The 15,709-nt window shown below is 32.0% G+C and carries 12 protein-coding genes and 3 tRNA genes; 8 read left to right on the top strand and 7 right to left on the bottom strand.

Annotated elements, in window-relative coordinates; all coding sequences use genetic code 4:
• Positions 1 to 77 precede the first annotated feature (77 nt).
• Positions 78 to 1,634: a phospho-sugar mutase gene (locus tag ABDB96_RS02100; protein WP_343251139.1), complete on the top strand. Its 1,557-nt coding sequence runs from the start codon at positions 78 to 80 to the stop codon at positions 1,632 to 1,634.
• A 541-nt stretch (positions 1,635 to 2,175) separates the two neighbouring features.
• On the opposite strand, the gene ABDB96_RS02095 is transcribed toward ABDB96_RS02100, so the two are convergent.
• The 6 genes from ABDB96_RS02095 to ABDB96_RS02070 form a co-directional block, all read right to left on the bottom strand.
• Positions 2,176 to 3,111, bottom strand: a complete 936-nt coding sequence (locus ABDB96_RS02095) for an ABC transporter permease (RefSeq protein WP_343251138.1) — start codon at positions 3,109 to 3,111, stop codon at positions 2,176 to 2,178.
• The gene (locus ABDB96_RS02090) at positions 3,111 to 4,787 is read right to left on the bottom strand and encodes an ABC transporter permease (protein WP_343251137.1); all 1,677 of its coding nucleotides are present in this window, start codon (positions 4,785 to 4,787) and stop codon (positions 3,111 to 3,113) included. The genes ABDB96_RS02095 and ABDB96_RS02090 overlap by 1 nt, the downstream gene beginning before the upstream one ends.
• Entirely contained in the window at positions 4,780 to 6,477 is a 1,698-nt protein-coding gene (locus tag ABDB96_RS02085; RefSeq protein WP_343251136.1) for an ABC transporter ATP-binding protein, read from the bottom strand. Before ABDB96_RS02085 ends, ABDB96_RS02090 begins: the two co-directional genes overlap by 8 nt.
• A 90-nt stretch (positions 6,478 to 6,567) precedes the next feature.
• Positions 6,568 to 8,319 carry a BMP family ABC transporter substrate-binding protein gene (locus ABDB96_RS02080; RefSeq protein WP_343251135.1) on the bottom strand — a complete coding sequence of 584 codons (1,752 nt, stop codon included), beginning with the start codon at positions 8,317 to 8,319 and terminating at the stop codon, positions 6,568 to 6,570.
• Between the two features lie 405 nt (positions 8,320 to 8,724).
• Entirely contained in the window at positions 8,725 to 9,423 is a 699-nt protein-coding gene (locus tag ABDB96_RS02075; protein ID WP_343251134.1) for a hypothetical protein, read from the bottom strand.
• 1,429 nt (positions 9,424 to 10,852) lie between these two features.
• Entirely contained in the window at positions 10,853 to 10,984 is a 132-nt protein-coding gene (locus tag ABDB96_RS02070) for a hypothetical protein (protein WP_343251133.1), read from the bottom strand.
• A gap of 470 nt (positions 10,985 to 11,454) precedes the next feature.
• Between ABDB96_RS02070 and ABDB96_RS02065 the strand changes: the two genes are divergently transcribed.
• The 7 genes from ABDB96_RS02065 (at position 11,455) to tsaB (ending at position 15,194) form a co-directional block, all read left to right on the top strand.
• A complete protein-coding gene (locus ABDB96_RS02065) occupies positions 11,455 to 12,549 on the top strand; it encodes a hypothetical protein (RefSeq protein WP_343251132.1) in 1,095 nt (364 codons plus the stop codon).
• A gap of 36 nt (positions 12,550 to 12,585) precedes the next feature.
• Positions 12,586 to 12,660: transfer RNA gene (locus ABDB96_RS02060), tRNA-Arg, on the top strand.
• Between the two features lie 5 nt (positions 12,661 to 12,665).
• Positions 12,666 to 12,739 (top strand) — tRNA-Trp (locus ABDB96_RS02055).
• Positions 12,740 to 12,744: 5 nt separating this feature from the next.
• Positions 12,745 to 12,828 (top strand) — tRNA-Leu (locus ABDB96_RS02050).
• 162 nt (positions 12,829 to 12,990) lie between these two features.
• On the top strand, positions 12,991 to 13,686 hold the full coding sequence (locus tag ABDB96_RS02045) for a signal peptidase II (RefSeq protein ID WP_343251131.1): 696 nt from the start codon (positions 12,991 to 12,993) through the stop codon (positions 13,684 to 13,686).
• The gene (locus ABDB96_RS02040; RefSeq protein ID WP_343251130.1) at positions 13,670 to 14,635 is read left to right on the top strand and encodes an RluA family pseudouridine synthase; all 966 of its coding nucleotides are present in this window, start codon (positions 13,670 to 13,672) and stop codon (positions 14,633 to 14,635) included. The genes ABDB96_RS02045 and ABDB96_RS02040 overlap by 17 nt, the downstream gene beginning before the upstream one ends.
• Complete coding sequence (gene tsaB / locus ABDB96_RS02035; protein WP_343251129.1) at positions 14,622 to 15,194, top strand: tRNA (adenosine(37)-N6)-threonylcarbamoyltransferase complex dimerization subunit type 1 TsaB; 573 nt, start codon at positions 14,622 to 14,624, stop codon at positions 15,192 to 15,194. Before ABDB96_RS02040 ends, tsaB begins: the two co-directional genes overlap by 14 nt.
• Here the strand turns inward: tsaB and ABDB96_RS02030 are convergent.
• On the bottom strand, positions 15,191 to 15,679 hold the full coding sequence (locus ABDB96_RS02030) for a YfcE family phosphodiesterase (protein WP_343251128.1): 489 nt from the start codon (positions 15,677 to 15,679) through the stop codon (positions 15,191 to 15,193). The genes tsaB and ABDB96_RS02030 overlap by 4 nt on opposite strands.
• Positions 15,680 to 15,709: the final 30 nt, after the last annotated feature.

Below are 15,709 nucleotides of genomic sequence, written 5' to 3'. Positions count from 1 at the left end.
GTCATCATCTTAATCTCCATTTTTATCGATTTATAATAAAAAAGGAAATGATGACTATTGCCATAAGGAGATAGAAGATGAAAAAGTTAGAATTTGGGACGGCTGGGATGCGGGGAATTTTAGGTCCTGAAGAACACCAATTAAACGTGAAACATGTGCAACGGGTCATTGAAGGTTATGCAAAGTATTTGAAAAAAAGATATGAAAATGATGAATGTAAAAAAATTGCAGTTGTAATTGGCAGAGATAAGCGCAGGCAAAGCAAAGAATTTGCCGAAGCAGCAGCATCTGTATTGTGTGAATATAAAATCCATGTGTATTACACTAAAGAAATTTCACCCACACCATTAATTTCTTATTTAATCAAACATACTGACGCGAAGGGCGGGATCAACATCACAGCCAGTCATAACCCCAAAGAATACAACGGAATTAAATTATATAGTGAATATGGGTATCAAATATTGCCGAATGAAGTTGATCAAATTGTTATTCAATTTGACAAGTATGAAAATTTTCCAAAAAAAGAGTACAAGTTTAATTTTAGAAATAAATATTTCCAATATGTCGAACACACTAAAAGAGACTTAATTCGAAAGTATCTAAAGAGTTTAGTAAGAATTGCTGGAAATGATGATAATTTTAAAAATTTAACGGTAGCGTATTCGCCATTACACGGAACCGGAGCAAAACTGGTAAAACGTTTATTTGATAAAATCAAAGTCAAAGCCATTTATGATGTGAAAACAATGGTGGAAGATACCGAATTTACTTACATTAAAAATCCTAATCCCGAATCACCATTAGCGTTCGAGCGCTTGCTTGAAAGTGGCAAAAAAAATAAAGCGGATTTATTAATTGTAACTGACCCTGATTCCGACCGAATTGGCGTTGGCGTTAGAAACGAAGCAACAGGCAAATATGTTTTATTGACAGGAAACGAAACAGCATTATTAACCTTTAATTATTTGGTATCGAAAGCAGAAGATTTAAAAAACTATTATTTAATTTACTCATTTGTTTCTTCCACCCTGCCAGCAACCATTGCCAAAGCCAACGGAATAAATGTTTATGAAACGGCCACGGGATTTAAATGGATTGGTGAATTAATTCAAAAAATTAAAAAACAAGATGAAAAACAAGAAATGCTTTATGCTTTTGAAGAGTCATACGGATCATTAATTAAAGCCGATATTGCTGCTGACAAAGACGCTTTGCAAGGAGTTGCAATCATTGTTAGAATGGCAAACGAATACAAAAAAAGAAGCACTAATCTGCTACGCGTTTTAGAAGAAATTTACCAAAAATATGGTTATGTTGTTTCCCAAAGCATAACAATTGATTTAGATCCAAATAATCCTAATCAATATCACCAAATCAAAGAACGCTTTAAAAATTTGAAGATGCATCATGGCAAACTTATCGACTATACGAATGGGAAAGATCACTGTGCACCAAGTGATATGCTCAAAATTGAATTTAATATCAATAACCGTTGTGATTGAATCGCTTTGCGACCAAGCGGAACTGAATCGAAAATTAAGTTCTATTTATTTGCAATAGAATCAAGACCAGAATGAGCACAAGATCGCTTTAATTGATTCTTGTCAGAAATTCAGAAAATTACAAATTAAAAACTTTTTGTGATTTTCAAGATCTACATTTTAAAAGCGTTAAAACGTCATAGTTTTATTAAAAAATCTGAAGATAAATAATTAGATCATTTAAAATGGTTAAAATCGCAGGAATGTTTCGACTAATGATTGTTGGTTAATTAGTAAAAAATTTATGTATTTTTCTTTCGGAAAAACACGCAAAAGATGGTGTCTTGATCATAATAAGTCTGGCTTCAAAGCAACTAACAGTAGCAACATCATACTAAATAAATTTGCATATTTTCGAAATAATTAAAATTATTAAAATTTCTTTTTGAGAAGATCAAATAATTTTCTAATTTTCAAGTATTTTTGTGAGTTAAGCATTGTAAAAGTGCACATTTTAAAATGGTTAAAAAATATGTTCCTAATTGCAAAAATACTCAGACTAAAAATGTTTGCAACGGTTTTATTAATCGATAATAAATAAACCGATATCTTTAGTAAAATAAGGTTTTTTGATAATTAATTCAATCTATATACCTAGTTGTTTTTTATAAATAAACAGATTGCTATAAAGTTAACGTAAGCCCTTATCAAAATGCTTACCAGCATACTTAGGCGGCACAACAAACCTGCCAAAAGCAACCATGACAAATAAAGTTAAAACAAATGGAATCATTTTCAATAAATAATTATCTTGAATTTGTCCTCCTGATAATGTTTTTTGTTGAGCGTAAGTTAATAAAACCTCAAATAATAACGCCAAAACAACTCCTGGTAAAATCTTCCATGAACTAACAATTAATAATGCTAAAGCAATAAAACCAATGCCATCAACATCGCCAGTAAATGTGCTATTACTTAAGCCAAAACCAAAAAATGCGCCGCCTAAACCCGCGATCCAACCAACAAAAAGAAGACCTAATCATTGGTATTTTAAGACATTAATTCCTTGGGCATCAACAGCGTTTGGATTTTCACCACAAGCTCGGTATCTTAAACCCAAGCGAGTAAAGTTTAAAACTAGATAAATTGCAATAATCAAAACGATTGCGATAGCAAAAGAGACAACCGCTTCAGCAAGAATTCCAGATGAACCAATGGTTGTCGTTGGAATGTATTGGTTAGATAAACTAGAACGGCCGTTAAATAATAAAGAAGAGCGGTCGGCAACAGCAGTGCCAATCCCAAGTGCTAATAAATTAATACCTGTTCCAGCAATTACATGGTCAGCCCTTAATTTAATAGTTGCTAAAGCAAACAGTGCTCCAACAAAAATCGACAAAAGACCAGCAATTAAAAAAGCAATTAAAAAGGTCCAATTGTACATTGCAGCATTATTGCCAAAGGCATCAAAAAAAATGTTGGAAAAAATATAAAAAAATAACGCACCAAAAGTCATCATCCCGTTAATGCCAATATTCACGATTCCGACCCGCTCTGATAAGTATCCACTAACTAAGCCTAATGCTAAAGCAGGTCCCCAAATTAGTCAAACATTTACTAACTGCATTAAAAAACACTCCGGTGTTGAACACGCACATTGTCAATAAACCAATTATCTATTTTGCTGATGTTTTGATTAGTCTGTGTAATGAACTCTTCGTTCCTTATTTTTAAACCCCATTTATAAATTAATTTTTTGTCTTTTAATCAATATGATAAGCGTGGTTGATTATGGTTTTTAGATTGCATAATTTTATCTTGCCAATCATTAATAAGCGTTTTTATGCAACCTAATTGCATTTGAATAACTAACTGCTTTTTCGATTGTAAATAGCTTTGATTAATTTCGGCTTTTTTAACATTATATGCTTTGGAAAAATAAACAAATAAAAAGCAGTAAAATGTTTTCGTAAAAAGACATGTCAAAACTTTTTTAACTGATTTTTTACTATTACCTAACTTCATTTTGACATAATTATCAATTAGTTCATTTTTAAAGCCAACAATTTCAAAGGTTCTTTTTTCAGCAAGGGCTGACATCATGTTTTCATAATGCAAGTAGTTAGCACTATTGGCCTTGCGATATTTTAGTAAGTAAAACCAGCGTCAAGGTCGTAAATAATTTGCTAAAGCATGGATCGCAATGACATACATCATAATCCCAGTTACTAACGAAATGGTATTAATCGGTAAGCCAGCAGGTTGGGCACCAACATTAATAAATGCAAAAATCACAGAAACGGCAAAAATACCGAAAGGATTATTCAACGCAATTAAACCAATTGCAATTCCGTTAAAGCCTTCAACAGGCACACTATTCAAGTTTTGTCTACCAACGCTATCAAAGTTTAGCCAACTTTCTGTTCCGGTATAAACAATCACGCCCAAAGCACCAGCCAAAAGACCAGAAATTAAAAATGATGACAACTGTATACCTTTATGATTGTAACCAAAATATTGTGCTGAACTAAATGATAAGCCAGTGGTTTTTAATTTGTGACCAAAAACGGTAAATTTCATCACAAACCAAACTGCCATAATTGCTACAACAGTTACTGCAATTGACCAAACCCAACCACTATTTTTTGTGAAACCTGATCCTGGTTGAAAAAACGCAAAGCCAAACGGCATTGGTCGCGACCGAAAAAAACCTAATTGTTCCTGACTAAAATCTAAAAGGTAAGAACGGGTAAGATATCCGACAATAAATAAAATAATCCAGTTTAATAAAACCGCACTAACAACTTCATTAACTTTCAAATAAATTTTCAAAAGACCCGTTAATAAAGCAACGATCGCTGCCCCAATCATTCCTAGTAATAACGTAACAATTTGGCCACCGCCTTCAATTTGTTTCCAACTACTCGGAAAGGTGTCAATAACAAAAAACGCTAATGAAGCACCTGCAAGCATTTGTCCTGATACACCAATGTTAAAAATACCAACATTCATACAGAAAGAAAACGCTAACGCTGCCATGGAAAATACCGCAATTTGGTAAATAAACCTTTGCACATTATTTACACTACTGGAAAATAACCGCGTAAAAATTCGAAAAAACGCTGCTGGCGATGAACCCAAAATAATTGTCATAATAAAAGCTAAAACAATTGATGCAGCAATAAATAAAATTACTGAAAATAACTTACGGCGTAATGATTTAGTTGGGCCCCGATAAAATCATTTATCAAATAAACAAATTGTTTGTGATTTAGTAAACGAATTTAATAGTGGTTTACGCATGGGTTACTACCTCGCTCCCGCCAATTAATTCGCCAATCCGTTGTCGGGTCATCGTGATTTTATCGCCAATCCCAACAATGCTATTTTTACTAATTACGGCAATGGTATCAGCCAATGCTAAGATTTCATCTAATTCATATGAAATCAAAACCACTGTATTTTCTTTCTGCTTTTCTTCAATAATACGCTGGTGAATGTATTCAATGGCTCCAACATCTAAACCTCGGGTTGGTTGCACCATAATTAATAATTTATGGGGTTTACTAATTTCTCGACCTACAATTAATTTTTGTTGGTTGCCGCCTGACAAAGTCCGGGCCATAGCCGTACCGTTCGCACTACCCCGAACGTCAAATTTTTCAATAATAGCGTTTGCATATTGGGCAATTTCGTACTCAACAACTAGTCCAACTACACTAAATGGGTGTTTGTTAATTAAATTATTAACAACGTTTTTGCGACAATTTTGATCAAGAACTAACCCATGCTTATGACGATCTTCAGGCACGTGACTAATCCCTAAGCGATTGCGGTTATTAATTGAGTAATGGGAGATATCTTTTCCAAGAAAAGTAATTGTCTTTGATTTAGCTAATTTTAATCCCGAAAGGTATTCGGCAAGTTTTGCTTGACCATTAACTTCCACTCCAGCGATTGCAAAAATTTCGCCTTTTTTTACTTTAAAACTAACAGTTATCGGTTCACTTTTTTTAGGTTTTTTAACCGACGCTTTTTGTGAAATTGTTTTTTTATGCAACAGTAATCCTTTAATTAAATTGAAAATTTTACGAACCGTTTTTTCAAAACGTAAAACGTACCAGTCAAACAGGGGAATAAAAGTTAAATCAAGTTTGTTTACTTCTAAGACAACTTCATTTGTTGTGGTCGATAAATTGTTTTTAGATTCAACAAGTTTCCGACCAACCATTAATTCGGCCATCACGTTTACTGGGGTTTTTTTAACATCAATGGTACCAACATATGTCCCCTTACGAATGATCGTTGCTACATCGGCAACTTTTTTAACTTCGTATAGTTTATGGGTAATAATAATGATCGTTTTTCCTTGGTTTTTAAATTCTTTTAAAATTTCTAAAAAACTACTAATTTCATTGTCTGATAAAACTGCTGTTGGTTCATCAAAAATTAAAATTTCAGGATCACGAAATAAAACTTTTAAAATTTCCACTTTTTGTTGTTGGCCAACAGTTAAAGAAGAAACCATCGCGTTTAAATCAACGTTAAAGTTGTATTGCTTAATTAAGTTTTGAATTTTTTTACGGCTAGCAGATTTGCTAAGAAAACCTCACTTGGTTTTTTCAACGCCCAAAATGATATTATCAATAACCCGGTAATTATCAATTAATTTAAAATGTTGGTGAACCATGCCAATGTTATATTTGGACGCGTCTTTTGAAGATTTAAGTTTTACCAATTTTCCATTAATGTAAATATCACCGCGATCTTGCTCATAAAGACCAAAAAGAATGGACATCAATGTTGATTTTCCAGCACCATTTTCGCCAATAATCGCATGAATTTCGTTTTTAACAACTGCTAAATTAATCCCGATATTAGCCTTGATTTTGCCATTATTAAAACTTTTATGAATATCAATCATTTCTAGTGCATAAGCACTACGATCATAATTACGTTCCAAATAATACTGGTTGAAATTGCCAAAATTCATCTATTGCTCCTTTTTTTCATTTAGAAAGTAAAAAGACAAGATTTGTCTTTTTACCCATCGATTACTATTTATATGTTTAATAGGAACATTCTATTTCCGAGTAATATTAAATCTATAACCTTGTAAATCTAACGCATCAGTAACTTTTAAGTCTTGAGTAAACCCTTTACCACCCACTTGTTTTAATTCATATTTATTATTAGGATTAGCATCATCATTAGAACTACTGGTAATTGCAAATAATTGTGGTCCGTATGCCATTTTTAATTCATCACCAGCAATTGATCAATTACCCTTTTTCATAGTTTCAGTTCCCGTAACAAGGGTTGGATTGTCTTCGCTTAAAATCTTTTTAAAACTATCCAATGCAATTTTTTGTTGTTCTTTAGTTTTTGTTAATAAAGTACTTAGTTCAGTTTTGTTAGTAATCATTTTCGTGTCAAAACTGTTTTTAGTTTTCATTTCTTCGGTAATTTTTTCATTTTTTGTGAAATATAACGGATCGATTAAAAGTTCTAGTCCATCGTTACTAATTCCTACGCCATCATTATCTAAAGTGGCAACACTATTGAAACCAAAACCTTTATAACCATTAACTTCTTTACCTTGATGAATGGCCTTCAAGGTGTTTTGCACCGAAGAAGTTAGATTTTTAAGCGAAGAGAAGGGAATAATTTTTTTATTACCAACAAAATTAGTTGGTGTGTCTTTTAAATCCGCCTGTAAGTTTGGATCATTTTCTTGTGCTGTATCAACTCCTAAAATTGTCGCACGGTGTTGGGTGCTTTGAAGGATTGCAGATTTAACGATGTTAGTTTGGGAACCAGCAACCGGTAAAATCATTGACGCACCGTTAGTGATCGCATTTTTTACTAGTGTGTTTGCCTGTTGATTATTAGTGTCAAAACCTCCACTAATAAAATCACTCATTGAACGACTAATTTGTGGATTATCATCGGTTCCGTATTGGGAAGGGCTAAGGTTTGGTGAAATTCAAGATAATAATTTTGCATCCTTGGTTTCGCCGTTAACTTTAATTGTTAATTTTGGAGCTAAAACAGTATTCCAGTAAGCAATCCCTTGGCGCCATCCATTAAAAAAACTTAGTGTTGATGGAAATGGCAACCCAACATAGCCATACACGCCAAAAGTATCAGTTACTGACTTATGAGCGTTACTCACAACTTGGCCAACAGTCCTAAAATAATCAGCGTTCGAATTTAAATAAACTGCAGTTGCAACACCAGCTAAAAAAGAGCCAATATCAGCACGGTAAGTAATACTTGCAATATTTCGTGGATTAAAGGTTTGTGAGGCTGGCGGTAAAGCACCATCAACAAAAACAAACCCGGTGTCTTTTAGATCTTCACCGCTATTATTTCTTCTACCATTACCATCTAATTTGGCGATGTCTTCTAAAGCACTTTGCTGGTTGAAACCAGTGGCAACGATAACTTTTGAACCATCATTTTTCGCATTAATGTATGTATTGATCCGGTCTTGGTGATTACTTCCGGGACGTTTTCAAATACCGTTACCATCAGTCACTGCGGGACTATCAGCTTTCGGAACCTGATTTTCAGGAATTTTAATGTCGTCAATGAAAAATTTACGAACGCCATCTCAAGAAGACTGACTAAATGATTTATCCGTTAATGTTGAAGTGTTGTCTGACACAATTAGTTGAATCGAACTTTTGAATTCTTGAATCGCACCACTGCAAGAAGCAGCAACCGAACCCACAACAACAGAAGCACCTAATAGGCTACTAAGCGTAAGCGTTTGTTTTGATTTTTTAAATTTAAACATTTCATTCAACTTCTTTTTATTGCAAGCATGCATAAATTTTCATTCCTTTTCTTAGTCATATTAAAAAGATACAAACGAACATAAAATAAAATTCATTATTTAAGATTTTTGGTATCTTTGAATTGAAGTAATTTTAAATGATTAAATGCGTTTTTTTGAAAAAAATAAAAACTTTTTGCAAGTTAGTGTAAACCAAATTTTAATTCATGCAAAATGCTATGGAAAAGTTAAAAAATTTATCAAACTTAGAATAATTTTGAAAACTAAAAAGTTGTTTTAAAAAATATTTTGTAAATTTTAGCTTAAAAATACTGTTAAAGATTAAATGAGTGATTTTATGGGTTTGTAACAGCGAATAACTAAAAAATAAAAGCAACCTACGTTAAAAGAAGTAAATTCCTAGGTAAGTCACTAATATATGATTAATTATGGTTTAGTTTAAATTTCAAATACTGATTTTAAATTGCTAACAAACTGGTTAAGAACCTTGTGATAATTAATCTTCTTCAAGGGATATCGTGGTTCAGCCTTAACTTCTTTGATATCAGATCCGTCTGCAACTAAAGGCTTGTTTGAGAAGGAAAGTTTAAAAATGATTTCTTTACCCTGAATATCATAATCAAGTTCAATAACTTCTAATTTACTATCATTAGCAAATTGTTTCAAACCCTCAACAACCACGTCAGCACCTGAAGCAGTTTCATCGGCCTTAGTTTCATCAGCATCAACTTGTTGAGTTGCACCTTTATCTTTCTTGAACAATCCTAAAAAGCCTTTTCGTTTTGGTGTATCGGCACTAGTTTCGGTTTCAGACTCCACTGGTTTAACTTCCATCTCCGGTTCAGGAGTAGGTGTTGGTTCAGGCATTGGTTTTGGAGCAGGAACAGGAGTACCAAGTGGCATTGGGCGGCTTGGTATTGTTGAAGGCATTGGGCGGCTTGGTATTGTTGAAGGCATTGGGCGGCTTGGTATTGTTGAAGGCATTGGGCGGCTTGGCGGCATCGGAGGAGCAACTTGGGGTGCATCAGGAGCAACTCCTTGTTCTTTTGCTAGTAGACGTCGTCTGGCAATTTCGATTTCTTGCTCATGCTTCATCACGTACTTTTCAAATTCTGTGGGTTGTTTCTTTTTAAACATACTTTACCTACTTACTAATGGTGATATTTAACAATTGCTTGGCTTAATAAACAGCACTGTAAATGGCTGATGCCATCGCTAATTAACTACCAAAACATTTGGATTAAATTCTATAAAAAAACGTAAAAAAAATCAAGATAATTTACAAAACAAAAGTGAAAAATTACCCAAAACAATTAATTTATTATTGTTTTTTCTCAAATCAACTATCAGAACGCTTTGTTTCGTACAATGTACGCTTTTTATCAAAGTTAAAAAATCAAAGTAATAATAACGATAGCAAGTTACTAAGACCCATTGAGACGATCGCATAATTGTTAGAATAATCACGGAAAGGTGAATGAGATTAAAATCCAAATGATAAGTATAAATGCTTACAAAAAGTTCAACTTAATTAATGTTCTTATCTTTCTGGAGATGTCAATCACCTGATAAATTTTCGAACACCACTGGTTGACAATACTAGTATCAATTACTGTTTTGGCTGGATCATTTGATTAATGACATGTTAATTGATAAAACCATTTTCTGCAAAGCAATCAAATCATTTACCTTATCATCAACAAAAACAACATGCTAGTTATTTGCTTTCAATTTGCTAATTAATTTTTTTTACCAAACGGTGATGCTTGACCAACTATGTGGCCAATTTTTATTTTGTTTATACATTTGAACAATCGGTTCATTGTTACTGCTTACTAAATATATATCAATTTTTCTGCGTTTGAATTTAGTAAGGATCTATCCTGTCATGAGGCACAATTCATTAATAAACATGGTTGCACAAAGAAATTCTGCTATTTTTTGTCTTTTCGAAAACATCAATAAAACATCAATATTATTAAACACAATCACTTTACAACCAGTTTTACCAGCACCAATAGTCACTGCTAATCGGGAAATTAAAGCCAGCACAACAGATACGAAGTCACAATTAAAGTGATTACATAATAAATTTTATTGAACGTTACGAATTGTTACCTGAACTGATAATGGTACTTTTTTTCGAATTCTGAAAGTAAAATTGGTTTTTAAAGCAAGAACTTGTTGAATTTGATAACCAAAAATAAATGAATTAAAAAAAATCATAATTTCTAATATTAAAACAATACGAACAAACTACATCGTAATCTTATCGGCATTTTTTTGAGTATGCGGTTTAGTTCGTAGAGTTATTTTATTTTTCCTAATGATTGCAGCCAGCATTGTTGTCTGTGGCAGTTTATCAAACTTATCGATGAACCACTACCAATTCAACTTATTATTCATTCCTTAGATAATTGTTAATTCTAGTAAATATCCATATTTTTATAAATAAGTTTGGTATCGTTTCGCTCTATAGAAATCTAAAAGATTCTTAAATTCATTAGTTTAGGTTGTTGAACAACTTCAATTTTTTGCATTTTTTAAGTTTCCATAAGATCGATTGTTAATCAACAACATCTGCATAAAATTCAATTTTTACTTCTTGGCTAACAACATCAACGTAATAATTAATTAAACTTAAACCTTTTGGCGTTTTACTAATTACTTCAGAATAAGAACTACAGGTCCATATCAAGGACTTTTAATGAATTTGGATTGTTTTATCTAATACCTCTTAAAAAATTGTTAATTTAAAGTTGCACAGATCAATTAAAATTTAGAACGCAATTGTTAAGATAGGTTATAAACTAATGTTTTAAAAGAAGATGCTGATTTAAAAAACAAAAAGGAACTAAGTTAAATGTTTAATTCGTGTTAAATAATACTTAAAAAAAGGAAGCATAATAGTTATTTTCTACATGAAAATAAGTGGTTTGGTTCCTTTTGAGTTAACGATCTAATTGATATAATTATTATGGATAAATATTGCCAACTTTAATTTATAACGTTGAATCAGTAAAGTCTTTATTTATCAAATTTTTTTCAATAAAAGTATAATTAGTAGGTTACGAATCAAAAATTTGTTACTGTTTAAAATTCTCACGACTAAAACTGGTTGATTCATAATTAAATACTAAAAATTGGAATACTAAAGTAAGAATTAACATGAGTACAGAAAATAATCCTAAAGCACTTGCTAGTGGACAATATAAATCAGCAATAATTAAAAAACAAAAATTTGGACAATCCTTAAAGTTTGATGGCTCAGAAGAACCAAAAAATTTTAAACTGCTTGAGCAACAATCAAACTTTTATAACGAGATTGTAAACTATGCAAGAAAAATCGTAATTACCGAAATGATTCTAGCTACCATTTTTTCTGCTTGTTTTACTTTGATTTTCACTTTTTTAACTTTAAACGAATGAACCTTAACAGGCGGTAACTTCACGTATAAAATTATTAGCCAACTTTCACTGGCTTTTCTTTTAATTTCATACGTCTTAATGAATCTGATTTGAGCTTTTTCATTAAAGCCATTATTATCTTTAAAAACGAACTATGAAACCGAATGAAATCTGGTTAAAAAATACGCAACCATTAATTTTCTTTTTGGATGAATTCCGTTCCTAAATATTATTTTATTTTATATTTCATATCTTTCATTAAAAGCCAAAAAAATAGACGAAGATGATGATTTAAACTTATGATACCAAGAATCAATCGCTAACGTTTTTTCGCACCATTATGCAAGTAACGTTAATTCTTTAGCGAATAAATTCCGAAGGGTTTTACAAGAAAATAAAAGTTTGTTAGCTGATAATCAAGGGTGGCTAGAAAACATAAAAACTCTTCAAGTTTTGCAAAACGAACAATCCATGACTTTAAACAATTTACAATTGGCAGTTGGTCAGTTGCATGCAGAAAATACCCAACTATACGATTACATTTTAAATACACAAAACAGTACGCCAATCTATTACTTGCCCCCAACGCCGAAGGTTACAATAGTTCAGCCGCAAATGAAAAATAAAAAACCAGTTATCAGACAAGGTGAAACTAACTTTAACAATAAAAATCAAAATGATATGAAACCTGATAAGGATGGAAAGTCAGTTAAAAAGAATGAAATTAAAGATCAAGAAAATCAACTTCCACCCCCTAAAAAACACGTTATTCAGCCGGTTCTAATTAAAGACAATGTTGTCAAATTAAAATTGCGAATTGTTGATGATCATAAGAAAGATGATCAGAATAAATAAGTTAAAGTATAACACTTATTAATTTATTAATTATCACTCTCCTTGGTGTAACGGATAACACGTGCGTTTCCTAAACGGGAAATAGAGGTTCGATTCCTCTAGGAGAGGCCAATAATAGGGGCATAGTTCAACGGTAGAACACTGGTCTCCAAAACCATTGATGAGGGTTCGATTCCTTTTGCCCCTGCCATATTTATCAGGGTGGCGGAATGGTAGACGCGTACGCTTGAGGTGCGTATAGATTACTCTGTGAGGGTTCAAGTCCCTTCCCTGATACCATTAAAATTAACTTACATAATTTTATTAACTGCAAAACATTAGATTCAAAATTTTACGCAACTATTGAAGGTTGCTTTTTTTATTTAAATATCGTTTATATCAAAAAGTTTAAACGCATAACGAATTTGATTATGTGTTAAAATTTATCACCTATTAGAATATATGGAACATTCAAACCAATCTTTTTTTTCAAAATTTTTAGTTAATATTAAAGAAGTTTTAATTCGAAATAATCCTAAAAAAATTATTTTAACCAAAGCAGTAGCGTTTCCTATCATTTTTTTTATTGTTCTATTAATTGTGTTTTTAGTAAGAAACCGTTTTGCTTTAACATTAAATGGCAACCAACTTAATCACTCTTATACACAAATAATTGAAACCAATGGTTTCATCAACGTTGTCGTTTCTTTTAATACCGGAATTGCTTTTGGCAATTTAGCTAATAATCCAGCAGCAGCATTTTCTTTGCAAAGTATTGTCATGATCATAATCATAATTTGATTGCTGTATGCACCAACAATTGACTACATTATTTGTTTATCATTTATTGTTAGCGGGGCGTTTGCCAATATTATGGACCGAGCAACATCAGCAGCAGTATTTGGACCAAATGTGGCTAATGCTGTTTTGGACTACTTACAATTTTGATTTGGTGGAGCGATTTTTAACTTTGCTGATTCGTGCATTGTAATCGGATTTATTGCTGTGGTTATTGCTTACATCGTTCGCACGATTATGAAATCAAAAAAAGATGCCCAACAACAAAAGCAAAAAGAAGCAACCGATCCATTAAAACCAGAGCAAGCCACATTACTAAATAAAAAAGAACCAAAAATTGACCATGATATCTTCGCATAACTTCGTCACAAATAATCCCGAAAAACGTTTAGATATATTTTTAACTAACCAACTTGGTTTATCGCGAACAAAAGTATCTTATTTAATTTTTAAAGGCTGCGTGAAAGTTAACGGACAAATCGTTTCAAAAAATAATTTACCATTAAAAATTGCATCAAAAGTTGAAATTCAGTATGATTTAAATACGTTTGATCTTCAAAAAAAAGAAATTTTACCAAAACAAATTCCCTTAGATATTATCTATGAAGATGATGCAATGATTGTCGTAAACAAACAAAAAAATTTAATTGTTCATCCGACAACTCATGGTGAACAAAATACTTTAGTCAATGGGTTGTTATATTATTTACAACATTCATCAAAATTTAAAAAAGTTGAAAAAATTTATATGGTGCACCGCCTTGATCGTGACACTACTGGCTTAGTAATTGCAGCTAAAAACTATGAGATTCTTACCAAATTACAAAAACAATTACAAGTTCATGAAATCAAACGTTTTTACTTAGCAATTGTCAATTATCCTTTCAATGAATTAATGGGAACCATTGATGCCCCATTAGGGCACGCCAAGGGTGATAATATCAAGTTTTGCGTAGTGAATGCGAAAAATCCAAAAAAAGCAATTACGAAATTTTATATTTTAGATCAAACCACAAGATACGCATTAATTAAATGTGAACTTTTAACCGGAAGAACCCACCAAATTCGGGCTCATTTAGAATTTATTAATCATCCGATTCTTGGCGATCCAATGTATCAATTAAAAGGCGAAATTGAAAATAGTTATAAACAGTTTTTACATGCTTACCAGTTGGAATTAACTCATCCTGTTACCAATCAAAAAATTTTTCTTGAAGCCCCGATTGATTCAATTTTTAATGAAAAGTTGAACGAACTGAACTTAAAATTATTTAAATCGCTGGAGACATTAATAAATGAAGAAATTTAAACTTTTTTTTGATAGTTCTTTTAAACATTTAAATTTATGTTTACTCGATAAAAATCTGCAAATCGTTAATTCATTAAGTATTGAAACAAATAATAACTTAACCGATCTCGCTTTAGAATACTTAAATAATTTTTTGAAAAAAAATAAAGTTAAAAATAAGCAGATTGAGGCATTTTATGTCACGCTTGGTCCAGGAAACTATACTGGAGTAAGAATGGGCTGTATTGTTGCCAAAACTTGGTGCATGATCAACCATGGCTGTAAATTGTGTGCCATTGATACGCTACGCTTGCAAGTCTTACATGCTAATGGCATTAGTGTTTTGGATGCAACTGGCAGTAAAAAATATTACGCAATTTACCGCGATGGAACTGGTAAACCAGCACTAACTGATGAAGCACGACTCGATGCTACTTGTAAAGATAATATGGATTTACCTTTATATAAAAATTTTGAGAACACCAACATCTTTGAGTCACTGGTTTCAAACTTAGAAAATTTTACTGAATTCAAAGACGTAAACCTACTAGAACCACTATATTTGAAACCGCCAGTTTAATCTTTTTTGCTAACAAAATTAATTTTTAAATTCGCTAATTTCTTATCAACGACTTCAAAGGTCGCATAAGTTGGTAAATTTTCTTGATTTCTTGGTAATTGCAATGACCCTGGATTAATTGTTATTACATTATCAATAAGATCTAATTCTTGAATGTGGGAGTGGCCGTAAACCATAACATTAGGCTTGAATTTTTTAACATAGGCTACCAAGCATTCTTTTCATCTTTGGTTATCCCAACGGGATCCACACTGATGACCATGCAATAAAACAAATTGCATGTTTTCAATCATAAAACATTCAATTTCATTACCAAGGTGATCATTGTTGCCAGCAACCCAGTACGTTGCGATACCATCCATAAATTTTTTTTCCGTACAATGATCACCGCTATGTAAAATAATATCTGGTTTTTCTAAATCAATAATTTTTAACCAACGTTCATTTACTCCGTGAGTATCAGAAACACTTAAAACTTTTTTCATATCGTAAATCCTATATTTGAAAGATATTTT

Source organism: Mycoplasma amphoriforme A39, from assembly GCA_000723365.1.
Taxonomy (GTDB): Bacteria; Bacillota_I; Bacilli_A; order Mycoplasmatales; family Mycoplasmoidaceae; genus Mycoplasmoides; species Mycoplasmoides amphoriforme.
This window is presented reverse-complemented; position numbering and strand designations above follow the sequence as displayed.